This window comes from Hymenobacter setariae, assembly GCF_007713685.1.
Classification (GTDB): Bacteria; Bacteroidota; Bacteroidia; order Cytophagales; family Hymenobacteraceae; genus Hymenobacter; species Hymenobacter setariae.
In genome coordinates, this window is record NZ_VMRJ01000009.1 from 1 (window position 1) to 21,327 (window position 21,327).

Below are 21,327 nucleotides of genomic sequence, written 5' to 3' on the forward strand. Positions count from 1 at the left end.
ACTCCGAAGGCATGACCGGCGAGGTAGCCGAGCGGCTGGGACTGGATATTGCTACCCCCACGGCCTACGAAGACCTGTTTAAGCTGGTGCAGGCTACGCGCCGGATTGCCCAGGAAGGCCTGCGCCGCACCCGCGAGGAGCAAGGCGGCCAGTATTCGTTACTTCTTTAAAAACCACCACGTACCCGATGGGAAAGCCCCATGATTTAGCCGTTGGCGAGGCCGTGTTTTATGCGCGGGAACAGGCCATAGGCATCATTTACGAGACGTATTCCTTCGTTGACGGGCCAGGTGCCCGCCCCGGCGTGAGCCTGCTGCTGAGCGACGGGCGCAACCTCGGCGGCTTCAATGCGCAGGAGGCCGACCGGTTTTTGCTGCCGCTCGGACCTACCGACCTCGACTACCGGTTTACCGACGTGGGCCAGCTGGCCGCCGACTACGGGCGCGGGCTGTTTGGGGAAGCCTTTCGCTGCGCCCAGGTGCTGCACCTTTCAAAAACGCTGGCCGGCACCCCGGCCCGAGGCTAGTAGTTTTTTCCCTTTTGTTCCCTTCGATATGATACCGACCCGGCAGAATGCCCTAAATACCCCCGTTTTCGCTTCCCAGCTGGCTTATCTGGCCGTAGAGCGGCCACCGGCCGATGAAGCCGAAGCGCAGCGCCTGAGGCAGCTAAAGCAGCTTATTCAGGCGGCCCCCGATATGGCCGACCTGCGGGACTTCGCCACCCCGGCCCGCGAGCTGATGGGGGAGGGGTACACCATTCACTGCGGCAGCAGCCACGTCTGGCTGAAGCGTGACGACCAAACCAAACGGCTGGCCATCATTGCCGACCGCTACACCACCCGTTACCGCGATTGGGACGCCCCAGCCCCGGTTTTGGAGAATGCCGAGCCCGAGTATCACTTATAAAAAGTGGTTTTTGGGCGGTAACATTGCCCCTGTCAAATCCTTGCCCCATGTACAACTTCCAGAGCCTCCCTAAAAAAGACTGGGTGACTGACTATGGCTTTCGCAAAGCCCTCGAATCCGACCCCGGCACCATGACTTTTGGCGGGCAGCCTGTAGCGCGGGGACGCCGGGACATCGTGGACTACTGGCAGCGGGAGAAAAGCCATTATCCCCTGTGGGAACTGCTGTTGTACATGGGCAGTCACACCGCGCCGCAGACGCTGGCTTACTTCGACCTGCCGGCCGACTGCGTGGAGTTCGTACGCTGGGTCTACAATGACGTTTCCCATGAGCAGCGTGAGCAGGTAGAAGAAATGGCTCAGGGCTTTTTCGGCAGTGGCTTCGACCAGATGAATTTCTTTCCCTACGCCGAACTGTACCCCGTCTGGCAGCGGGCTGACGAGCGCGAGGCCCGCGACGGCAACGTGCTGGTTTACCTCGACCGCATCACCGAGCCCGACGGGCAGGAAATTGTCCGGTATCGGGCACCCACATTTTTCGAGTAGTTGGAACCGCGCAGCCAGCGGGCCGTAATGTTGCTAAAAATACAAAGATTTTTACGCCGCACCGGCCCCCAAACTTTCTGCGAAATGTCCACTAAAAAGCTTCCTTTTGATACGCTGGCCGAGCTAATTCACTCGCTGGGTGAGCGCGGTAAAACGGCCAAAGCCCTCGATATTAACCCGCGTACCCTCGTTACCCGGATGCAGGACCCTTCCACATTCACCGTGGGCGAGCTGCTGAAAGTAGCCGGCTTAGCCGGCGTGGACCTTACGGTGGTCACCGGTCTGGCGGAAAACCAAATCAATAATCCGATTGAGCCACCTGCGCCCGTGCTGGGCCGGCCGGTCCGCCAGCACTAGCACCCGATGGATAGCCTCCCCGAGTATGCAGCCCCAACCGGCATCCGGTCCATGCTCTACCAGATGGCCGAGCTATTGCTGTACTACCCGGACGAAGCCCAGCGCGTGGCCGCCGCCGAGGCGCTCCCCACGCCGAACACTTTTCTGGCGGAAGCTCCCGACCTGGAAACCGTGGCCGAATGGCTGCAATTCACGGGCGAGGACGTGAGTGCCGATGAATTGCGTGAGCGCTTCAAGCGTCAGGGATGGCTGGTGCGCCGACCTTAAGAAAGCTACTATCCGGCGAAGCGACGTGCTACTGCGTAAGGCTGAAGAAAGGGAGGCGGCCAGCTGACCCGTTGGGCACATTTGCTGGCTGCTACTGACCACTGGCTTGGGTATTCCCGGCTACGCCGGCTACCTGTTTTCCCACCCAAGCCCACCCGTGAAATTTCCCGCACGCCGCCGCCAGCCTCTGGCGCTGCCGGCGTTACCACCCATTCCCCTCGATGCAATGGGCCTGGCGCTTCAGGCGGCCGGCCGGCGCGGTGACGAGCTGCTAGGCCCGGCCCTGCGCCAGCTGGACGAGCGCAGCAAGCTCAGCCAGCGATTCGCCCTGGTCTTAGCAGTGCTGGCCGTAGCCACCGTTTGCGTTTTGCACTGGCTACACCCCGAGTGGACATTCCGCGCTTTGGCCGCGTCACTATTTAATCACTAGCCGGGGTAGCTACCAACTGGCCCCTTATCGGGCGAGGCTGCCAGGCAGTGTGAGTTATCCCAAGCGTACCAAGCCCCCTGATTGTGAAGCTAATCATCGTTGAGAGTCCGAATAAGATTAAGAAAATCAAGGGCTATGCCGGGCCGGATTACGAAGTAGCCGCTTCGGTGGGCCATATCCGCGACCTGGTGGTGAATAAGGAAACCGGCAGTATCGGCGTGGACCGGGAGCACGGCCACGCGCTGATTTACGGCATCAGCGCCGACAAAAAAGACGTAGTAGCCAACCTGCGCAGCAAGGCCAAGGCCGCTGGGCCGGGCAACGTGTACTTGGCCACCGACCCCGACCGCGAGGGGGAGGCTATCTCGTGGCACCTGTGCCAGGTGCTGGGCCTCGACCCGCGCACGACCAAACGGGTAACCTTTCAGGAAATTACTGAGAAAGCCATTAAGGCCGCGCTGGCCGCCCCGCGCCTGATTGATATGCCGCTAGTCAGCGCCCAGGAGGGCCGCCGCGCCGTTGACAGACTGGTGGGTTTCACCGTGAGCCCGGTCTTGAGCCGCAAAATCGCGCAGGGCCTGAGCGCCGGCCGGGTGCAGTCGGTGGCCGTGCGCCTGATTGTGGAGCGCGAGCGCGAGATTCAGCAGTTTAGCGACCGTTTCACCGTGCCGGTGGTGGCCACCGTGCAAACCAGCCACGGCGAGTCTCTGAGCGCCCGCCGCACCGCCGAGCCCTTTGCCACGCTGGCCGAGGGCCAGGCTTACTTGCAGCAGGTAGGCGGCAGCCGCTTTGGCGTAGCCAGCGTCGAGAAGAAGCCGGTGGAACGCCAGCCACAGCCCGCTTTCAGCACTTCTACGCTGCAACAGGAAGGCGTGAAAAAGCTGAAATTCAAGGTACAAAAGACCTCGGACCTGGCGCAGAAGCTGTTCGAGGAAGGCCACATTACCTATATCCGCACCGACAGCGTGAATCTGGGCGAAGAAGCCACCCAGCAGGCGCATGCGCAGATTACCGCGCAGTTTGGGGCCGGCCAGTTCCAGGCTCGCCAGACCAAAAATAAGGACGGAGCCCAGGAGGCCCACGAAGCCATCCGACCAACTCACTGGGAGAATGCCACGGCCGGCGATACGCCCGACGAGCAGGCACTCTACCGGCTGATTTATACCCGCGCCCTGGCTTCGCAGATGGTGGCCGCGCAGTACGACCAGACCACGATAACCCTAGTGCCCGGTGCCGATGCTGGCGATACCTACACCAGCTCCACCCGCGTGCAGACGAGCCTTGGCTATCTGGCCGTGTACCAGGATGCCGAGGAGGAGGCCAGCGAGAGTGACGAAGCCGAAACCACGCTGCAACACCCGGTGCAGGTGGGCGAGGCGCTGAAGCTCCTCAAGCTGGAGACCCGCCAGAGCTACGCCCGGCCCGCCAAGCGCTACAACGAGGCCACCATTGTCGCCGATTTGGAAAAGCGGGGCATTGGCCGGCCCAGTACCTACGCGTCGATTCTAAAGACCATTTTTGCCCGCCAGTACATCGACACCGGCAGCGTGGCCGGCAAGAAGCTGACCAGCCAGGTGCTGACGTGGCAGGACGGTCAGGTAACGACCAGTTCCAAATCGGAGACGCTGGGCGCGGACAAGGACAAGCTGCTGCCCACGGCCACCGGCACCCAGGTCACGGAATTTCTGGAGCAGAACTTTCCCAAAATCATGGACTATAAATTCACGGCGGGCTGCGAAGCCATCTTTGATAAAATAGCCGCCGGGACGCAAACCTATCAGCAGTTCGTGCCGATGTTCGACAAGAACCTACTCGACTGGGTAGCCAAGGCCAACGACCTGACTCCTGACCGGGCAGAGCTGCAAAAGCGCTTCGTAGGGCAGTTTGAGGGAGCTGAGATGCTAATTGGCACTGGCAAAAACGGCCCGTACATCGCGCACGCCGAGAAATACTATACCATTCCCGAAGGCATAAGCCCCGCCACCCTGAGTGAGGCGCAGGCCCAGGCCATCATCACCCAGCGCCGGCAGACCGCGCCTCGCGAGGTGGGCCAGCACCAGGGCAAGCCGGTGGTAGTTGGCCAAGGACCGAAGGGGGTTTACCTCAAATGGAACGAGCAGTATTTCAATGTGCCGGCTAACACAGCCGCCGCTGAGATTACGTCGGCGCAGGCGGTCGGCATCATTACCCAGGCCCAGGCTGAGGTAGCTAAAAACGTGCTGGCCACCGTAGGTAAGTACACTGTTGGCCGCAACGAGTGGGGCCTTTACGTGTCCGACGGGGATGTAAAAGCTAAGTTTAGGCCAGGTGTGACCGAGGACGAGGCGAAGGCCACGACCGTCGAGCAGGCCGCCGAAATGATTAAGAGTTATAAAGCATGGAAAAAGAAGAACGCCGGCAAGAAGTAGCTCCCCTGGGCTTTCCCGATTTTAGTCTGACCGTTCCTTACGCCGACGCGCTGTACTACGTGCAGCGTCGCTTGGGAATGTTTGGCCGGGGTGATTTGAAGCCCTTTTGCGAGGCGCAGCAACTCACCTATACCAATGTGGTCGGCCTGAAAAACGGCACCTTGAAGCGGCAGGAGCCCCGCTTGGTGCAGCGACTCCTTCGCAGCTTTGATGTGCCGGCCGAGGTACTGCGCTTCCCCCCAGATAGCCCAGGCGGTAGCTTTCTACTGCCGGATGCGGGCATACTGACCACTTTTCAAAGCCAGATTGCCTACTTCAAGACCTGCGAATGAGGCCACGGTAGTTGTCATTTTTCTCCCTTTTGTTCTATTACACTTTACCCTAGAAGAGTTGCTGCCGGACCGCGAGATTACCGAACCCTCCAGGCCAATCGGGGGTTAAAGAAGTGGTACCTTAACCTACTCAGTTGCGGGAATTTCATCTGTTAGCTTCGCGTAAAGTCAGCGCCCGGTTCCTCCGACCCACTAACGTGGCTCCATTTCCAAGACACTTTTCCTCATGAGCTATACTCCCCAGTTTTCCGAAGATGAGCGCACTCCCCAGCAACGGCGCGAAGCCGTGAAGTGGGCCGTGGGCGTGAGCATGAGTCAGGGAGGCAGTGCCTCGCCCGAGTTGGCCGCGCTCTATCAGCGCTACATCGCTGGCGAAATCGACTTAGCTTTTATCCGGGCCGAGCTTACCCGCCTCTATCCGCAGCAGCCCACCGCTGACCCCCGCTATCAGGCTGGCCAGCCCGACCGCTACTATCCGGTGCCCGTGGAAGCCGTTCCGCAGCAGTACGAGCAGATTGATATGGAGCAGCCCTGGATTGGCTAGCTGCCCCATTCCAGTTTATGATGAATTATCCAGCCCGGCCCCGGCCGGGCTTTTTTCTTGCCTATGAATAGCCCTGAGCAGCCACCGTTAGACTTTACTAACCCCGCCGATGGGCTGCTGTACAACTTCGTAGGGGCCACCAGCCAATCCCACCTCGACCGCCGTGAGCACGACCTGTCGATTGCCCGGCTTACCGAGCTGCGTTTTCCCAAAAGCAACGCGCCGGCTCCCGCCGTGCCGGCCCCACCCATCCCGGCCGTGTTCAACGAGCAGTATGCGCGCCAGCTGCACAGCTACCTGTTTCAGGACGTGTACCCCTGGGCCGGCGAAACCCGCGCCGACCGCAACTTTCAGGGCCAGAAGAAGGGTGACCGCGAGGGCTACTTTATGAGCTACGCCCACTACCGGCAAATCAGCCCCGACCTGGCGGCCGTGTCGGCCCAGCTGAGTCAGGAGAACAACCTGAAGGGCCTGGATAAGGACCAGTTTGTAAAGCGGGCCGCCTACTACCTGGACCACTTCAACCACATTCACGCCTTCCGGGAGGGCAATGGCCGCACCGTGCAGGCACTGTTTTTTGAGTTGGGCAAGCAGGCCGGCTATAAGCTGGACCTCACCCCGGAGTTCCGCGAGTTCAATCCCGCCCGCGATACTGCTTTGATTGCTGAATCCAGTAATCCGCGCAACAACATCGGCCGGTTGGAAGGCCTGCTAGCCCGCCTCGTGAAGCCCCGCGCCGGCAAAGAGGCCGAGCTAGCCCGTGACCCGCGCCAGGCGCGGCCCCTGGTTGAGCCAACGCTCGCCGTGGCCCGCATCGAGGCGCTACGCGAGTTGAAGGCCAGCAGCCAGGCGGTAAGCATCCGGCTGAATGACTTGCGCCAGACCAAGGAGGGCGACCCCATGCACAACGCGCTTTTTATGAACGTGCAGCGGCATATCACGCCCAAGCCGGAAGGACTGGAGCAAATGGCACCCGCGCTGCGTCGGCAGGTCGAGGATGCTGCGCAGGCCCCCGCCAAGGTGGGGAACGGCCAGGCGCAGCTGGACCGATTCAGCCGCGCCATTGACCAGGCTTCACTGCTCTATGCTGGCCAGGGCCAGCAGCTCACCGTGCTACCGTCAGCACCGGCAGTGGAGCCCGAGGGAAGAAAAACGTCGGCCGCTGAAGAGCAACAAAAAGCCCCCGAGCCGAAGCGTCGAGGGCCAAAAATGTAGGCTAGCGTGGTATAGCAGCTGGTTTTGCAATTGTAAAAAGCGAACACCAGCTTCGGTGGCTTTTGGGCAAGGGTAGGGCAACTGAATAGCGCTTACCCACAAGCAGACTCATAGAAGGGTGAAATAATCGCACACTTTCGGTGGTGTGCGACGGGACTGCGTGCTTTGCTCAAAATCCCCATTATGAGTCTTCACACCACCATCAGGCAGTTGCGGAAGCAGCAGAATATTACGCAGGAGCACATGGCTGAGCAGTTGTGCATGGCTCGCTCCACCTACAGTAAGCTGGAATCGGGTATTACGGAAATGCCGGTAGCCACTCTCGTTCGTATCGCCGGCCTGTTACAGGTAGCGGTGCACGACCTCATGCAGGAAGACGGCCAGCCCTACGTAAAAAAGCTGGAAGACAAATTCTCCCTGATGCTGTACCAGACTGAGAACGTACTCTCCTTTGAGCGGCTGAGCGCGGTGCCCTACGATGAGTTGACCCTTCCCCAACTCATGCTTCTCACGGAGAAGGGGCTGGCCAGCCAGGAGGCCTACGAAAACACGCCACTTGGGGGACGCTTCTATGCGTTTGGTCCCCAGCAGGTGTTTGGCCACATGATGCAGAACTTTGGAATGAGTATCCTCTTCGAGGAAAAGTTGGTCCAGGACCCGTACTGGCAGGCGAAGTGGAAACTCTACAAAGCTGCGCAGCAAGGCAAAAAACCTGAGTTGGCCGACTCGCTGGACGAGTACGACTATTTCACCGTCTACCTATTTGATTTGACTATGCCCGACGGCTCCAGTCGGGGAGTGCAGATGGCAGAGCGGGATTTTCCCGAAGAGCTGGACGAGGAGGAGGTATTGCAGCGGATGATTGTGCATTTAGGGGCTGTCTCGGGCGATATTCTGGCCTATAATGTAGAAGGGTACGACCCGATTTCAGAGATTATTACTTCCATTTGACGCTACATAAGAAGCGGCCGAACTGACTTTGCTGCTGGCTACCCGTATCTGCTTGCCCAATAGCTGTAGCCCTGTAGCCTGCCTTAGTAGCTATCGTAGTGATTGCGGCGCTCAGAACGATTGAGTTTCGCGACGGAAGGCCCCAGCACCATAAACGCGCCGATAATCAGTAGCCAGATTGCGAGTGTAGGTCCCCAGGCAGGAGCCCATGAGGAATAGAGAAACCAGATAAGCGCACCAAACAGGAGGAAGGTTTTCATGGTAATAATATAAATAATTATTATTCTGTCACTTGCCCCTTAGCAACGCGAAAGGTCTGGCCCTAGTTGTATAAAATTGTATTTTTTACAACATTATTTTGAACCGCCTGAATAATAGAGGGTATCAGCTTTTTACCGGGTGTAGCAACGCCCGCAGGGCCGACGACCCAGCTTGAGCGCTGCCGCTTTCGACAGGGCTTTGGCCGAGGTGCTGCACCAGGCCAGGCCCTCACATTTCGCCGTGGCATGGTAGGCGTAGGAGGCCGAGCCTTGACAGATATAGACCGCAGTTAGTCGAGGCGGAGGGGGGAAAACGAAAAGGATGGCCAACAGATAATTAAGCATGAATTACTGCCGGCTAGGCGTATTGTTTGCGTTTGATTAGTGGCAAGTCTGCTTTGAAAGCACACTTCTTGCAATAGGTAGCCGTGTGTTGCAGTGAGCGGTAAGCCAGCGAATATTTCAGGCTACGCAAGGTGGCTTCGTGTTGAATCCTATCATCACGCCGTCGCAATTCCGCTACGACTGCCACACTCAGTAAAAATTCGCGGGCAGTAGCCAGTGCTACCTCCCGGTTTGTAGTTTTCTGTTTGGCATAGTAGCGCACGGGCACTGGGGCATCAAAGCCAGCCGGGCTATGATAGCCGCGCTCACCCCGCGAGCACAGATAGCGCGGGGTGAGCGACTGCCGCTCCCGAATCGATACCGACCCGCAGGTGGGGCAGGCAGGCCGCTCATCCCCCGGTCCAACGTGCTCAGCCACGGCATGCTCGCTCACCTGGTCGTCAAGCAGGACCAGCAAATCTGCCCGGAGTTCGGCTTTAACGGCCTGACAGACTTCTTTAAAAGTGGGAGTCGGCAGCAAGTGTTGAAGGACAAAGGGGCCATCCGTTGTTTCGCAAACCGCACAGCTTGACCCAATCAAGGCATCACGGCGGCGCTTCCATTCGGGCGTTTGCCAGGCCGTGGGAAGCGCGGTAACCTGAGTTAAAGCCTGCTGCCAGGTTATCGCGCCGGCCGCCAGGTCAGAAAGAAGGTCGGTAATTTCCTCCGTGTGCATAGTGGGTGGGAATGAGGGGAGATACTGCCCGATGATAGGGGCAGGCTCACAGGCAAAGTAAGAACTGAGCGATTAAACCAGTGACCATCGTACTTCAAAGATGCACGCGTTTATTTGCCCTACGCATTCCTCCTCCTATGAGCTTCACATACCCTAGCCTGTTGCGGCCGAACACAACTGAAGCTCTTACCAGCAACGGCCAGGTTCTAGCAATTTCCAAAGTTGAGTTGCAGTTGCGGCGCTGGGAAGGAACCCCACTCAACAACACTTTCGGCAATAAGCCACTCATTGATTTTGGGGGCCGGCCCGTTTTTGCGGAGCTGTGCCTCTATGAGCTGATGCGACTTTCCGGCTGGCAGGCCCGCTGGGTGGAAACCTACGGAGCCGGCGCGATGACCCCCAATCACTTTACCCAGTGGGCAGATGCTGGTTTAGCCGGGCAGCAGCACGAGCCTATTCAGGACCCGGCAATGCTGGCCCTGTTGCCTAAGATTGCCCAAGCCAACGGCAACACCTACGCCGGGTGCTGGGATGTTGTCGGCTGGCAGGGCGATGCTGTTTTATTTGCCGAACTGAAGCGCCATAAAAAAGACCGGCTCCGGCCAACGCAGCCCCGGTGGCTGGAAGCTGGTTTACAAGTAGGCTTGCAGCCTGCCAACTTTCTTCTGGTTGAATGGGACTTTTAGGAAACTGCTAAGCATAATATCTGAGCACAATGGATACTACCACTACGACCCCTAGCGAGCCGTTTGACCCTCGCCACAATATCACGGCCAAAGAGCTGGACCGCGACCTGATTAATCTGAATCTTCCAGCAATCGACCTGATTGCAACCGATGAGGAATGCGAAGCCATGTACCCGCCCGGCGTGTATAAGCAGATGATGGATAGTATTCTGGGACCTAACCAAGGACAGAAATCGCCGAAGCTCCCTAATTGACAATCATCAAATCTTCCAGCCGTGTCGTGAACGCGGGCGAGCGCCATTGGGCCTTGCCTTCCCAGGGTGGACGGTTGGCACTACCGGCCGTAGCTGGCCGGCTAGGTGCCGCAACTGCCGTAGCTACCCGCACTGTGCCCCGGCCGAAGCGCTCATTCAGCGCATCGAGGCTGGCCATCAGGCCCGGCCGCCTGGTAACCAGCGTCGGCTTCTCGGGCAGTACCAGCGGTGCCGTCGCCGGGGCAAACAAGTCGAGCTGCTGACCCGTGCCGGGGGGCTCTAATCCGTCGAGCACCACGCCGGCCTTGTGATAAGCCACCCCCGGTTCCCAAATCCGGTTGAGTAGCACGCGGGCATAGCCCAGCAGCACCGTTGTATCGGCCGTAGGCCCGGCCGGCAGCGTGAGCGTGGCCGAGCGCGAAAAAGGCGGCAGCACATTAGTCGCAAAGCGGTTTTTGCTGACGTACACCGTCAGGACGTGCGCCATATCGCCCTGAGCGCGCAGCTTCTCCGCCGCCCGCGATAGGAACGCGGCCACGGCTGCCAGCATATCAGCAAAGGCCGATAGCGGCCGGCCGAACGAGCGGGAGCAGCTGATGCTTTGGCGGCTGAGCGTCCCATCCTCGGAAGCGTGCAGGCCCGCGCAGGGCCGGCCTTGCAGCTCCTGCACCAGCCGCGCCCCCACCACGCCTCCGAGGTGCTTCCGCGCCCAGGCATCCGAAACACGGGCCAGGTCGGCCGCTGAATCAATGCCAGCCGCATTTAGTTTGGCCGCATACTGCCGGCCCACGCCCCACACGTCGCCCACCGGCACTTGCCGCAGCGCCCAGGCCCGCCGTTCGGCCGAGTCGAGGTAAAGCACCCCATCCAGGTCCGCATTTTTCTTCGCGATGCGATTGGCCAGCTTGGCCAGCGTCTTGGTCGGGGCCACCCCTACGCAGGTGGGAATGCCCGTGCGTGATTTGACTCCGGCGCGCACTTTCTGAGCGTATGCATCCAGGCGACCGAGGTAGGTTTCCATGCCAGCCAGGTCGAGAAAGGCCTCGTCGATAGAGTAGATTTCCACGGCTGGGGCTACCTGCCCCAGGTGGTACATGACGCGGCGTGACATATCCCCATAAAGGACATAATTGCTCGAAAAAACGGCCACATCATGCCGGTGCAGCACATCTTTGACTTGGAAATACGGGTCGCCCATTTTCAGCCCGAGCGCCTTGGCTTCGGCTGAGCGACTTATTAGATTGCCGTCGTTATTTGAGAGCACGACAACTGGCCGGCCCTCGTAGCGCGGCTGGAAAACCCGCTCGCAGCTGACGTAGAAATTGTTGCAATCTAAAAGGCCAAACATAACTATTAATCAAGGCTTTGAATAAGAGCTTGGAGCTTGCCCGGAATCAACTCATGCACGACGTGGGTAACTACTCCCCAGATTCGCAGCTCGTCGGGGTCGGTAATCTCATAGGGCTTAAATGCCGGATTGGCGGGCATCAGCCACCACGTTTGCCCCTGACGCACCAGACGCTTGACGGTGCATTCGCCATGCACGACTGCTACCACGATGTGTCCGTGGTCGGCCTCCAAATGCTTGTCCACGGCCAGCAAATCGCCGGTATGAATTTCGGCTCCGCTCATACTTTCGCCGCCCACCCGAAGCATATAGGTAGCGTCGGGATGACGAAACAGCAGCCGGTTCAAATCAAACAACCCCTCCAAATGGTCAGAGGCAGGAGATGGGAACCCAGCTGGTATTAAGTAGCTGAAAAGCGGTAAGGGAAAAGGGTCAGGACCAGGCTCAGGTACCCGGATTACTTCGACATCATTCATAGTCTAGCTAGATAAATGGTGTGCAAAGTAAACGAGAGCCAACGTAATTAGTATGTGATTAACTAAAAAAATTAGTATGCGTAGTGTGCTTTGACTTCGATTACTTTCAGGCAACCTTCGAAACTATCTGACCTGCCAACGGTACAAGAAGCAATTATTAGCAACCAACATTCTGGTTAATAAGCTAAAAGGCAATATGACTACCATCTTTACTTTTCCTGATTGCGACGAGCTTCTGGACCGGTTTCTCAGCCTATACAAAGTAGCGAACTTCGTTAGTGACTCGCCACATCGAAAAGATGGATTAAAGCCCAGAGGAGAGAGGGTTTGCCGATTTTGTGGCCGGGATAATACCCAGACAAAATTCAAGAAAGTAGCCCATATGATTCCAAACTTATTGGGCAACAGATTTTTGCTCTCTGATTCAGAATGCGACGAGTGCAATTGGAAATTCTCGCTCTATGAGAATGACTTAGCTAATTTTCTCGGCATTAGCCGAACAGTAATGGGGGTGAAGGGTAAGGAGAGTGTACCCACTTTCAAATCCCCGGATAATGTGATTACTGCCCGGAGCACGGACTTTCACGGTATCAAGGATGGGATTAAAATCGAGCGTAGCGACGTAAACAACAGCGCTTTTCAGATTATGGATGCAGAAGGACGGGCCGAGATTTCGACCTTGAAAAACCCTTACGTCCCGTCGAGAGTGTACAAAGCCTTTTTGAAAATGGCACTATCCGTCATGCCCGAAGTGCAAATGCCAAACTATGCGTGGGCGCTTCGGCTTTTGGAAGATGACCAATATGATGAGCGTTTAAGCCGCTTTTTCACCGTTGTTCACTACACGTTGCCCCACACATTGTCAGCTACATTTCCTCACTGCTTCATGTTTGAGAAAATCGATGCGGCTGAGAGAAGGGTGACCCATCAATTTTACCTCCGTTACCAGAACAACGTGTACCTGCTGCCGGTACCGCTACATCATGATGATATTGTATTGGGCATTTACGAAGATGAGGTAACCACTTTGCTGAGTCCGCCTATTCTCTTTACTGCGTTGACCGACGAGAGCGAAACCTACTTTAGCGATGCGGTAAAGGACTTGTCATCCAGTTTGCCTATTAAGGAGGAAGAAACCATTACTATCCGAATGATTCCGAATGCGATGGCTAATACGCAGGGGATTGACCGGGTAACGGGCCAGGTATTATCCGAGCCATTTGACCCAACTGTGGTAAAAGCGATTTATCTGGCACCCTTGGGTTCATCGCTCAACCTGCCGGAATAAACGGCTATAGAAGCCGGAGGCACTAGCAGTTGGATGAACGAGCTGGGTACCCTTGTTAGGTCGCTGAACAAACATAAATCAGTGTGTTAAGCTGTGGTTTTGCCTAGTTGGGTAACTACTACACAGCTAGAGCTTCGGAAGATGACAATGCTTCTGCCCCTTGTACAAGCAGTTGTAGGGCAATTAGATTGGGCTGCCTAACAAGCTGTGCAGCTTATCCATGACCATCTTAATACCCTCTTGCAACTGGCTGCCATGACAGTTTCTATAAGTTCTACGTAGGCCGCAATAGCAGACAGAGTACGGCTGGCCTCCCAACCTAATGTATTCGAGCAAGTCATCCTTTAGCTTTTGGTAGCTTTCCGCAACTACTAATGCCGGCTGCGGAATGGTATGCTCGTTCCCGTCAAGCCGACTACCATAAGCAAAGGCCTGAGATACTGCTTCTGCCAACAGAATAAAGTCATCAACTAAAGGGTTTTGGGTTCTATTTACCCGGATATTGTCAACTGCTTTCCCGGTGTAGACCCAGTTGTCGTCGGAAACAAATTGGATTTCGTTTACACCGGATTCATAAGGTGTTACATCAACCAACTCACCGTCTTCGTTTTCCCATACGGCGTGCCTTTCGGCCTCGTAGAGAAGGTTGGTCTTATGAATCGACCAGCCATAATGGGGCCTTCCACCATCTCGCCTGACCTTTTCATCAACATTGGGGTAGCAGTTCAGCGGTCTAGCATAATCCTCTGGATGCACGGGCACGCTTTCCGGCTCGAATTCACTACCAACCTTGGTCAGTAGCTTTTCAAGGTATACAGCGTCGGGTATTTGAAAACTTCGCTTGGGCACGGTACAGGTTGAGCTTTTTGGAGATTATACAAGGGCAGTCCCACAAGAGGGATTAGCGTGTAAAGCCGCCCGTTGGGAAGGAGAACTCTAAAGTAAAGATTGTTGGGTGGCCCCTCAACGTTGTTAGCCTTTCGAGTATCTGCTATCAACAGGCCAAAAAGAGATTTTGCTAGCAAATGACAAGGTTAAACATTATTAATTTTGCAATTGTAAAAATTGCAATTGTAAAACTTATATCGTATCTTAGAGATGGTAATCACCACCTAAAATCAGCAAGCCATGAGCACGAAAAGCACGAAATTGGAGCAAGCCAGCAAGTGGGATACCATCTGCTTCCCGGTTGAAGTAGTGCCGTTGGTTGACTTACTGAATGAGCCTTATTTATTGCCCAGTGACCGTAACTGGGCCGTAGTGGGGGAAATGACCCCAGGCCGGAAAACCATCTTCGCCATGCAGAGCGGCGAGTACACCCTGATACCTAATGCGCTGGTGCGTGAGGTAGCTGACCGAGAACTACCGGGCCACAAGCTGAGCGCCAGCTTCACCGACCGGGGCGAGTTCAGCCTGTCCATCGTGATGCCCGACGAGGTAAGCGAGATAGCTACTACCGGCATTTCGCAGGTGCGTGACCGGCTGTTTCGCTCGCTCATCGTCAACAACTCCTACAGCGGCAAAACCCCGTTCTCGCTGCAAGGCTCGGCCGAGTGGGAGAAGGAGGTAACCGGCCGCCGCACGGAAATGCGGGTTAGCTACTTTCGCGAGATATGCACCAACGGCCTAATGGGCTGGGCCGACGACTACTATACTCTTGACGAATACCTGAACTGGCTGGCCGCCGGCAAGCCCACCAAGCACCGCAAAATTCAGCAGGAGCGCGAGGCCGAGCCAGTAGAGCGAGCCGACCAACGGATTACTCACGAGCACGAAATACTGATTGAGCGCAAGTTTCATCACAAGGGTCTGAACCTGGACGTGTTCAGAATGCACTTGCAGCAGGCTTTTCAGCAGTTTATGAAGCGCAGCCACTCGCTAACCAGTTCCATCTACAAAGAGTTGGCCCATAAGCCCGTGGAGGGCGACCGCGAAAAGCTTTTCACCGATACTAAGCTGCCTAAGAAGCTGGCCGCGATAGCCCTAGAACGGCTGGCCCATGAGGAAACGCTGCTGCAAACTGATGCTAATATGTGGCTGGCCTACAACGCCGCCAATTACGCCTTATTCAATAGCAAGAGCTCGCTGGCCATCAACGACCGATACCGTCAGGATGAGCAGATGTTTCATCACTTTGCGGAGTTGGCCATGCAATAGGTCTCAACTGGCAACAAGCCTTTATTGTGCCGTGTGAAGAAAGCTTAGTGGCATCAATTGAAAGTAGGCAAGAGAATGAGCTTCAATTCTCTGCTTCTATGTGCTCAATAAATTTTACTAATGCCGAGATATTTCTAAAAATCAATAGACTTTCATCACGATTGAGTACTGTATTATCGTGTGCTAAGCTTTGGTCATTCCGCACAGCGTTGAAGGAGGAAAGGATGTTAATAGAATACTTCAGGATATTATGTGACATTTCGGATTTTAGGATTCCTGAAGCAACAAGCGCTTTCACGTATTTGCCGAATACAGCATTTAGCGGCTCCTCTCTCGTTGTAGTAAGGCCATGCTTGGTACACAGGTGACGGAAATACTTAATCAGGAATGTGTGAAGCCTATCCAATCCTGCGGCTGGCTCGCCACTGTCGATACTAGCTTTTATTTGGTGGCTTAGCAGTTGGAAATTTTCATCGTAATCAATGGCCTGTAGGCCATCTAGGTGCTCAACTGATGTCTTACCTATTAACCGCTCACAGGCTTGCTTAGAATCTTCGTACGCTTGGCGTATATCCTCTGAAATTTCTTCGCCCGTTATGTCCCTGCGGCGTTCCCAATCTTCGGGAATCTTATCAAGCAGGTCGTTAAGCAGTTTGCCAACTAACTCATCTGACTCGTTGCTCCACAACGCTCGCAATCGGTTGGCTTTGGACCCAGAACCTTGGTTATACTTTTCGTCAAGAATATCCAACTTAATGCTGTCGGCTACGAAGTTTTGCAGCGAGTTATTGGAAAATTCTAATACATAACCGCCGCTCATCCGAAGTAGCTTTTCAATTTTAGATTTTTCGGTGATAGTAAGAGAGGACATTGGTAAGCGCCTATAGTTTCGAAACTCAAGAATACGGAATAATGCGTTGGTGGTCGGCGGATGATGCTACGCGATTAGGGTGGAGGCTTGTTGAATTTTTCCCACTTGTTGTACTCGTATAAGCACACTATCTGGTGCTGGCTACCCCCGCCGTAGCCCCGGAAGTGGCTGCACCTCATACAATCGGTGTCCACGTTGGCGTAGGATTCGACCGCGAAGGCCCGGCGCGGGTCGGGGCACGGCAGCACGTGACGCTCCGGCCGGTGGGGCGGCCGAGGGTCGGGCCGTAGGGTGATGGGCTTGCAGCGGGTGGCGTAAAACGCTTGGAGCGACTCCTTCTTGTCCTGCTCCCAGCGCTGACGCTTCTGCTCACGCATAGCTTGAGTGTGGCAGGCCAGGAAGAGGGGACGGGCGCGTTCCAGATACTGAGTGTGGAGCGTGGCCAAGCGCGCCGCGAGGCGGCCGTTATACACCCAGCGCTTATGCGTAGTCTGGTGCAGCAGTACGTCAGCCAACTCCGGTCCGGCTAGGTCGCGGCTGCACTTACTCAGGTCGATTTCCACGCACGATATGCCCCACTGCCGTAGCTTGGTGAGCTTGGCCTGGTCCACGAAATGCGTCACGGCCACTTCTACCAGCAGCAGCCCGGCTTCGGTTTCCAGCACGATGTCGGGGATGAGGTCGGCGGTGCGGTGCTCCAGCCACGCCCGGCGGATAGTGACTGGGCGAGGCGCAAACTCTACCTTGTAGTCTAAGCCGTCTTCGTAGAGGGCGTGCTCCACCTCGGCCTGGTATGGTTGGGCGCGGAAGCTGAAGCTGGCGAAGTAGTCGTCAGCCTGAAAGTTGTCGGCGCGGAAGCCCGTAAATCCGGCGGCCCCCGGCAGCCAGAAGGTGCTGTGCTGTGTGAAAACGTCCTTTGCGGCTAGGTGCAGAGCAGTTTGCAGGCCTGTGGCGCACTCCGGGGCTTGGTGGTGAGCAAAATGGGCAACTTTCACCTTGCCCTGGTTGCGGGCCACAAGGCGTGCACCGCAACCGGGGCACACGCAAGCGCAGGCCAGGCCGTTGGCCACGTCGGCGATGTGGAGCAGTTGCCCGTCGCGCAGGCCGTAGGGCAGTTTGAGGGTGGCGGCCATTGGGCGGCACGGTGCTGGTAAAATCGTGCGTAATTTGCTGCGATTAACCCGTGGATAATAATTGCCTGGCATCCCTACTGAAACCGTGCCAGACAAGTGAGGCAATTGCCGTCGCAGTGGCTGCCAAAGTTCAGTTGCCAGCAGCCGGCAGCGTAGGGCAAGCAGAGGAGATTGCCGTGGGCGGAAGTAATTACAACTACCAGAAACTAAGAAAATAGATACACGCTATCATGTCTCAACCGTCCATCACCCTGGAAAGCCTGTGGGAAGAAGCTGGATTTAAGCCCAATGCCGAGCAAGAGCGAGCTATTCGGCATATTGATGGGCCGCTGTACCTGACGGCGGGGCCAGGGTCGGGTAAGACGCGAGTGCTGCTGTGGCGGACGGTTAACTTGATTGTGTTCGAGGGTGTGCAGCCGGAGCATATCCTGCTTAGCACGTTTACCGATAAGGCGGCCCACCAGCTGCGGGAAGGGTTAAAAAACTACTTAGGCCAGGTAACCAACCACACGGGACAAGCCTACGACCTAGCCAATATGTACGTGGGCACCCTGCACTCGCTGTGCCAGCGGCTGCTGCAGGACCGTAAGCTCAACCCCAACTACCGCAATGGGCAGCCGCTGCGTGTGCTAGACGAGTTGCAGACATACTTCTTCGTGGCCCGGCGGCGCAACTGGCAACAGCTGATTGAGGCGGCCGGGCTGGCCGACCTAGAGCCAATGGACCAACACGTGGCCATCAATACCTTTTTCGCTGGCAACCGGGCGGGGCGCTCACGCCACGAGGCCATCCAGAACGTACTAAGCTTTTTCGGGCGCATGAGCGAGGAGATGCTGGTGCCGGCGGCGGTGCTGGGACACGCGCCCGACGACGACACACGGATGCTGCTGCGGATGTATGCCCGCTACCGCGAGCTGCTGGCTACGCCGGGCGGGTTCGACCAGTGCGACTTCTCACTGTTGCAGCAGAAGGCCTACGACGTGCTGCAAGCCAACCCGCAGGTGCAGCGCTACTTCCGGCACGTTATCGTGGACGAGTACCAAGACACGAACCTGATTCAGGAGCGGTTAGTGTTTGCGTTGGCGGGGCAGCAGAATCTTTGCGTGGTGGGCGACGACGACCAGGCGCTGTACCGCTTTCGCGGGGCCACGGTGGAGAACTTCGTGGAGTTTCCGGCCCGGTGCCTACGCTACCTGGGGCGCGAGCCGGAGAAGATTCCGCTCAACACTAATTACCGCTCGCGTAACCGCGTGGTGCAATTTTACACCGACTACATCGGGCAGCATAACTGGCGCAAGGACGACCACCCGGGCGAGCAGTACCGAGTACACGACAAAAACATCACAGCCCACAGCCGCGACCAGGACGTGTCGGTCGTCTGCACGGCGGCGGCGGCCCCGGACGTGGTATCGGAGGAGCTGGCGCGGGTAGTGCGGGAACTGCTGGATTCGGGCAAGGTTGAAGACCCCAATCAGATAGCCTTTCTGTTTCCGGCGCTGCGCGGCAACTCGCAGGTGGAGCGGATGCAGTTGGCGCTTGAGGCCCAGGGACTGCGCGTGTACGCGCCACGGGCGGGGCGTTTCTTGGATGTGGAGGAACCGACCCTGCTGTTTGGGGCTTTTCTGCACGTCTTTGGCCGGCCGGAGCAGGGGCCATTTACTTCGGCCGACTATACTGGCTACTTCGACTGGCTGAACGAGGCAATGGCCCAAGTGCGGCAGCGCTTCGGGCAGGAACCGGAATTGAAGCGCTACCTGAAGGCCAAGCGGCAGGAGGTGGAACTGGCCGTGAGCGACTACCAGGCGCTGGTAGCTACCTGCCAGGCGCAGGGTTGGGACTTGGAGGCGCAGTACGACGAGCGAGCGATGAAGCCGGCCTTGGTGGGCACGCGGGCCGCCTCCGAGCGTACCCGCCGGGCTGTGAACAGCGTGGCGCTAACCCACCAAGTGCGCCGCCGGCTGCGCGAAGGTAGCGACAAGCCCCCGCTGAAGCTAGCCGACATTCTTAACCGCGTCACAACGCTCGACTGGACTATCCTGGACTTGTTTTACCGGCTGAGCGGCTTTCCGACCTTCAAGCGGATGTACGACCTGGCGGAGAGTGGCCGGGACGAGGGACCTATCTGCAACCTGGGCCTGGTATCGCAGTACCTGTCGCGCTTCATGGAAATGTACTCGCCGCTGCTCACGGCGGGCTTTCTGCACGACAACCAGTTTCAGCGGCTGTTCTTCATGAGCTTTCTCTACACGATTTATCGGCGGGGCGAGTCGGAATTTGAGAACGCGGAAGACCCGTTTCCCAAGGGCCGCATCCCGTTTCTGACCATCCACCAGTCGAAGGGACTGGAGTTTCCGGTAGTGGTGCTGCCCAACTTGCGCAAGGACAACCGGGGCGCGGGGCCGCTGGAGCGCACGGTGCGGGCGCTGGCCCCGGAGGCCGAGGGCGAGCCGCTCGACCGCATGGCGGGCTTCGACATTGCTCGGATGTTTTACGTGGCCCTGTCGCGGGCCAAGAACCTGCTGCTGCTGGGGCGCTACCAGTCGCAGGGCAACCACGTAAACCGGGAGTTCAAGCCCCTGCTCGACCAGCTACCTACCACGGCCAGCTTCGACGTGGCCAGCCTGGCGGCCATGCGGCACGGCGAGGAGAAGCCGCCCAAGGCCTACTCCTACACGGCCGACTACCTGCTCTACGAGCGGTGCCCGCGCCAGTACATGGTGTTCCGGCGCTACGGGCTGGTGCCGTCGCGCTCGCAGACGCAGTTTTTCGGCTCGCTGGTGCACTATACCATTGAAGACCTGCACCATCGTCTGATTGAGAAGCGCGAAAAAGCCACGCCCCAGCCATGATACTGAAACAGAACACCGCCCAGATAAAGGCTGAGGCTGCCAAGAAGCAGCAGGAGTTGGCCGAGCTGCAACGGCAACTCGACGCGGACAAGGAGGCCAACGAACTAGAGCAGTACATTATCGAGCGCTTCGAGGCCAACTACGAGACGCTGGCGCTGGAATCGGGACGGCACATCGCGCCCGACGCGAAGGAGGCCGCCCTGAAGCAAGTGCTCATGTACTGGCGCAAGCTGCCGGAGGTGGCCACTACCATCACCCAGACCGAGGTGCGCCTGTCGCTGCCCAACCAGCGCACGAGCACGGGCACCGTCTTTACCATTGAGGGCGTGGTGGACATCATCCGCGACAACGACCGCACGGTGATGTACGACATCAAGACCCACGACATTGATGCGGTACGTTCCAACCTGGAGCTGTACCAGCAGCAACTCAACGTGTACGCCCACATCTGGCAGACGCTGCGAGGGCAGGAGCTGGAAGAAACCTGCATCATCGCCACGGCTTTTCCGAAGGCGGTGCGCGAGGCCGTGGCCCTGGGCGACGACGCGAAGCTGGAGCGCGAGTTGACCAAGTGGGAGCCGCGGCTGACGATACCGTTCAGCCAGCAGACCCTAGAGGAAACTATTGCCCGGTTCACGGCGGCCATCGAAGCCATCGAGGTGGGGCAGTTTGCGCCGCCGCCGGTGAGCCGCCTGCGCGAGCGGCTACCAGGAGAGCGGGCCCTCTACGCCAGCCGCATCTGCGGCAACTGCGATTCACGCTTTTCGTGCAATGCCTACCGGGCCTATGCCGAGGGCGAGCGGGCCAATGTGGCCGATGAGTTCGACTTTTACGGCGACTATGGCACTGAGCTGGAGCAGTCGGACTGGCTCAGCACCAACCTGGATGCTGGCCCACCCCGCGATATTGACGACCTGATTTAAGTAGGCAGTTGTATCAGAAGTAATAAGCGGCTGGCTGACTGGCCGCTAGTGTTTTTAAATTTACT

24 protein-coding genes are annotated in these 21,327 nt (G+C 57.4%); 17 read left to right on the forward strand and 7 right to left on the reverse strand.

Translation table 11 applies throughout. From position 1 onward, the window contains the following. Window positions 1-187: 187 nt before the first annotated feature. From FNT36_RS24770 to FNT36_RS24820, 11 genes are all read left to right on the forward strand, one after another. Window positions 188-526, forward strand: coding sequence for a hypothetical protein (locus FNT36_RS24770; RefSeq protein ID WP_144853349.1), 339 nt, complete (start codon window positions 188-190; stop codon window positions 524-526). Window positions 527-554: 28 nt separating this feature from the next. Then, window positions 555-908 carry a hypothetical protein gene (locus tag FNT36_RS24775; RefSeq protein ID WP_144853351.1) on the forward strand — a complete coding sequence of 118 codons (354 nt, stop codon included), beginning with the start codon at window positions 555-557 and terminating at the stop codon, window positions 906-908. Between the two features lie 47 nt (window positions 909-955). Further along, the gene (locus FNT36_RS24780) at window positions 956-1,453 is read left to right on the forward strand and encodes a hypothetical protein (RefSeq protein ID WP_144853353.1); all 498 of its coding nucleotides are present in this window, start codon (window positions 956-958) and stop codon (window positions 1,451-1,453) included. An 84-nt stretch (window positions 1,454-1,537) separates the two neighbouring features. After that, complete coding sequence (locus tag FNT36_RS24785) at window positions 1,538-1,810, forward strand: hypothetical protein (protein WP_144853355.1); 273 nt, start codon at window positions 1,538-1,540, stop codon at window positions 1,808-1,810. A gap of 6 nt (window positions 1,811-1,816) precedes the next feature. Next, window positions 1,817-2,077, forward strand: a complete 261-nt coding sequence (locus FNT36_RS24790) for a hypothetical protein (protein ID WP_144853357.1) — start codon at window positions 1,817-1,819, stop codon at window positions 2,075-2,077. Window positions 2,078-2,234: 157 nt separating this feature from the next. Further along, a complete protein-coding gene (locus FNT36_RS24795) occupies window positions 2,235-2,507 on the forward strand; it encodes a hypothetical protein (RefSeq protein ID WP_144853359.1) in 273 nt (90 codons plus the stop codon). Between the two features lie 83 nt (window positions 2,508-2,590). Then, on the forward strand, window positions 2,591-4,915 hold the full coding sequence (gene topA / locus FNT36_RS24800) for a type I DNA topoisomerase (protein ID WP_144853361.1): 2,325 nt from the start codon (window positions 2,591-2,593) through the stop codon (window positions 4,913-4,915). Continuing rightward, complete coding sequence (locus tag FNT36_RS24805; protein WP_144853363.1) at window positions 4,885-5,247, forward strand: hypothetical protein; 363 nt, start codon at window positions 4,885-4,887, stop codon at window positions 5,245-5,247. Before topA ends, FNT36_RS24805 begins: the two co-directional genes overlap by 31 nt. Before the next feature lie 226 nt (window positions 5,248-5,473). Further along, complete coding sequence (locus tag FNT36_RS24810; protein WP_144853365.1) at window positions 5,474-5,791, forward strand: antitoxin VbhA family protein; 318 nt, start codon at window positions 5,474-5,476, stop codon at window positions 5,789-5,791. 63 nt (window positions 5,792-5,854) lie between these two features. Continuing rightward, window positions 5,855-7,006, forward strand: coding sequence for a Fic family protein (locus FNT36_RS24815; protein ID WP_144853367.1), 1,152 nt, complete (start codon window positions 5,855-5,857; stop codon window positions 7,004-7,006). Between the two features lie 183 nt (window positions 7,007-7,189). Next, window positions 7,190-7,957, forward strand: a complete 768-nt coding sequence (locus FNT36_RS24820) for a helix-turn-helix domain-containing protein (RefSeq protein WP_144853369.1) — start codon at window positions 7,190-7,192, stop codon at window positions 7,955-7,957. 83 nt (window positions 7,958-8,040) lie between these two features. Here the strand turns inward: FNT36_RS24820 and FNT36_RS25775 are convergent, their stop codons facing one another. Both FNT36_RS25775 and FNT36_RS24825 read right to left on the reverse strand, forming a co-directional pair. Then, the gene (locus FNT36_RS25775) at window positions 8,041-8,217 is read right to left on the reverse strand and encodes a hypothetical protein (protein ID WP_233636217.1); all 177 of its coding nucleotides are present in this window, start codon (window positions 8,215-8,217) and stop codon (window positions 8,041-8,043) included. 358 nt (window positions 8,218-8,575) lie between these two features. Next, window positions 8,576-9,277, reverse strand: a complete 702-nt coding sequence (locus FNT36_RS24825) for a hypothetical protein (RefSeq protein ID WP_144853371.1) — start codon at window positions 9,275-9,277, stop codon at window positions 8,576-8,578. Between the two features lie 137 nt (window positions 9,278-9,414). Between FNT36_RS24825 and FNT36_RS24830 the strand changes: the two genes are divergently transcribed. Together FNT36_RS24830 and FNT36_RS24835 are read left to right on the forward strand one after the other, a co-directional pair. After that, on the forward strand, window positions 9,415-9,963 hold the full coding sequence (locus FNT36_RS24830) for a hypothetical protein (protein ID WP_144853372.1): 549 nt from the start codon (window positions 9,415-9,417) through the stop codon (window positions 9,961-9,963). A gap of 29 nt (window positions 9,964-9,992) precedes the next feature. Beyond that, a complete protein-coding gene (locus FNT36_RS24835; protein WP_144853374.1) occupies window positions 9,993-10,217 on the forward strand; it encodes a hypothetical protein in 225 nt (74 codons plus the stop codon). Here the strand turns inward: FNT36_RS24835 and FNT36_RS24840 are convergent. Together FNT36_RS24840 and FNT36_RS24845 are read right to left on the reverse strand one after the other, a co-directional pair. After that, window positions 10,210-11,565, reverse strand: a complete 1,356-nt coding sequence (locus FNT36_RS24840) for a Y-family DNA polymerase (RefSeq protein ID WP_144853376.1) — start codon at window positions 11,563-11,565, stop codon at window positions 10,210-10,212. The two genes, FNT36_RS24835 and FNT36_RS24840, sit on opposite strands and share 8 nt — an antisense overlap. A 5-nt stretch (window positions 11,566-11,570) precedes the next feature. After that, window positions 11,571-12,041 (reverse strand): LexA family protein, encoded by a 471-nt coding sequence (locus FNT36_RS24845; RefSeq protein ID WP_144853378.1) that lies wholly within the window; start codon window positions 12,039-12,041, stop codon window positions 11,571-11,573. A 196-nt stretch (window positions 12,042-12,237) separates the two neighbouring features. Between FNT36_RS24845 and FNT36_RS24850 the strand changes: the two genes are divergently transcribed. Then, entirely contained in the window at window positions 12,238-13,329 is a 1,092-nt protein-coding gene (locus FNT36_RS24850; RefSeq protein ID WP_144853380.1) for an HNH endonuclease, read from the forward strand. Window positions 13,330-13,512: 183 nt separating this feature from the next. Here FNT36_RS24850 and FNT36_RS24855 read toward each other — a convergent pair whose 3' ends face one another. Beyond that, on the reverse strand, window positions 13,513-14,178 hold the full coding sequence (locus FNT36_RS24855) for a hypothetical protein (RefSeq protein ID WP_144853382.1): 666 nt from the start codon (window positions 14,176-14,178) through the stop codon (window positions 13,513-13,515). 279 nt (window positions 14,179-14,457) lie between these two features. Between FNT36_RS24855 and FNT36_RS24860 the strand changes: the two genes are divergently transcribed. Further along, window positions 14,458-15,486, forward strand: coding sequence for a hypothetical protein (locus tag FNT36_RS24860; protein WP_144853384.1), 1,029 nt, complete (start codon window positions 14,458-14,460; stop codon window positions 15,484-15,486). 82 nt (window positions 15,487-15,568) lie between these two features. Here the strand turns inward: FNT36_RS24860 and FNT36_RS24865 are convergent, their stop codons facing one another. Together FNT36_RS24865 and FNT36_RS24870 are read right to left on the reverse strand one after the other, a co-directional pair. Continuing rightward, window positions 15,569-16,357 (reverse strand): abortive infection family protein, encoded by a 789-nt coding sequence (locus FNT36_RS24865; protein WP_144853386.1) that lies wholly within the window; start codon window positions 16,355-16,357, stop codon window positions 15,569-15,571. 74 nt (window positions 16,358-16,431) lie between these two features. Next, window positions 16,432-17,490, reverse strand: coding sequence for a competence protein CoiA family protein (locus FNT36_RS24870; protein WP_144853388.1), 1,059 nt, complete (start codon window positions 17,488-17,490; stop codon window positions 16,432-16,434). Window positions 17,491-17,720: 230 nt separating this feature from the next. Between FNT36_RS24870 and FNT36_RS24875 the strand changes: the two genes are divergently transcribed. Then, window positions 17,721-20,339, forward strand: a complete 2,619-nt coding sequence (locus FNT36_RS24875) for an ATP-dependent helicase (protein ID WP_144853390.1) — start codon at window positions 17,721-17,723, stop codon at window positions 20,337-20,339. Next, on the forward strand, window positions 20,336-21,262 hold the full coding sequence (locus FNT36_RS24880; RefSeq protein ID WP_144853392.1) for a PD-(D/E)XK nuclease family protein: 927 nt from the start codon (window positions 20,336-20,338) through the stop codon (window positions 21,260-21,262). Before FNT36_RS24875 ends, FNT36_RS24880 begins: the two co-directional genes overlap by 4 nt. The last annotated feature ends 65 nt before the right edge of the window (window positions 21,263-21,327 follow it).

Bases quoted from the DNA above. Each gene is read 5' to 3' on its own strand.
- FNT36_RS24805 (WP_144853363.1), top strand. From the start codon at position 4,885: ATGGAAAAAGAAGAACGCCGGCAAGAAGTAGCTCCCCTGGGCTTTCCC.
- FNT36_RS24845 (WP_144853378.1), bottom strand. From the start codon at position 12,041: ATGAATGATGTCGAAGTAATCCGGGTACCTGAGCCTGGTCCTGACCCT.
- FNT36_RS24865 (WP_144853386.1), bottom strand. From the start codon at position 16,357: ATGTCCTCTCTTACTATCACCGAAAAATCTAAAATTGAAAAGCTACTT.
- FNT36_RS24780 (WP_144853353.1), top strand. From the start codon at position 956: ATGTACAACTTCCAGAGCCTCCCTAAAAAAGACTGGGTGACTGACTAT.
- FNT36_RS24775 (WP_144853351.1), top strand. From the start codon at position 555: ATGATACCGACCCGGCAGAATGCCCTAAATACCCCCGTTTTCGCTTCC.
- FNT36_RS24785 (WP_144853355.1), top strand. From the start codon at position 1,538: ATGTCCACTAAAAAGCTTCCTTTTGATACGCTGGCCGAGCTAATTCAC.
- FNT36_RS24835 (WP_144853374.1), top strand. From the start codon at position 9,993: ATGGATACTACCACTACGACCCCTAGCGAGCCGTTTGACCCTCGCCAC.
- FNT36_RS24830 (WP_144853372.1), top strand. From the start codon at position 9,415: ATGAGCTTCACATACCCTAGCCTGTTGCGGCCGAACACAACTGAAGCT.
- FNT36_RS24815 (WP_144853367.1), top strand. From the start codon at position 5,855: ATGAATAGCCCTGAGCAGCCACCGTTAGACTTTACTAACCCCGCCGAT.
- FNT36_RS25775 (WP_233636217.1), bottom strand. From the start codon at position 8,217: ATGAAAACCTTCCTCCTGTTTGGTGCGCTTATCTGGTTTCTCTATTCC.
- FNT36_RS24790 (WP_144853357.1), top strand. From the start codon at position 1,817: ATGGATAGCCTCCCCGAGTATGCAGCCCCAACCGGCATCCGGTCCATG.
- FNT36_RS24850 (WP_144853380.1), top strand. From the start codon at position 12,238: ATGACTACCATCTTTACTTTTCCTGATTGCGACGAGCTTCTGGACCGG.
- FNT36_RS24810 (WP_144853365.1), top strand. From the start codon at position 5,474: ATGAGCTATACTCCCCAGTTTTCCGAAGATGAGCGCACTCCCCAGCAA.
- FNT36_RS24880 (WP_144853392.1), top strand. From the start codon at position 20,336: ATGATACTGAAACAGAACACCGCCCAGATAAAGGCTGAGGCTGCCAAG.
- FNT36_RS24820 (WP_144853369.1), top strand. From the start codon at position 7,190: ATGAGTCTTCACACCACCATCAGGCAGTTGCGGAAGCAGCAGAATATT.
- FNT36_RS24825 (WP_144853371.1), bottom strand. From the start codon at position 9,277: ATGCACACGGAGGAAATTACCGACCTTCTTTCTGACCTGGCGGCCGGC.
- FNT36_RS24870 (WP_144853388.1), bottom strand. From the start codon at position 17,490: ATGGCCGCCACCCTCAAACTGCCCTACGGCCTGCGCGACGGGCAACTG.
- FNT36_RS24770 (WP_144853349.1), top strand. From the start codon at position 188: ATGGGAAAGCCCCATGATTTAGCCGTTGGCGAGGCCGTGTTTTATGCG.
- FNT36_RS24840 (WP_144853376.1), bottom strand. From the start codon at position 11,565: ATGTTTGGCCTTTTAGATTGCAACAATTTCTACGTCAGCTGCGAGCGG.
- FNT36_RS24860 (WP_144853384.1), top strand. From the start codon at position 14,458: ATGAGCACGAAAAGCACGAAATTGGAGCAAGCCAGCAAGTGGGATACC.
- FNT36_RS24875 (WP_144853390.1), top strand. From the start codon at position 17,721: ATGTCTCAACCGTCCATCACCCTGGAAAGCCTGTGGGAAGAAGCTGGA.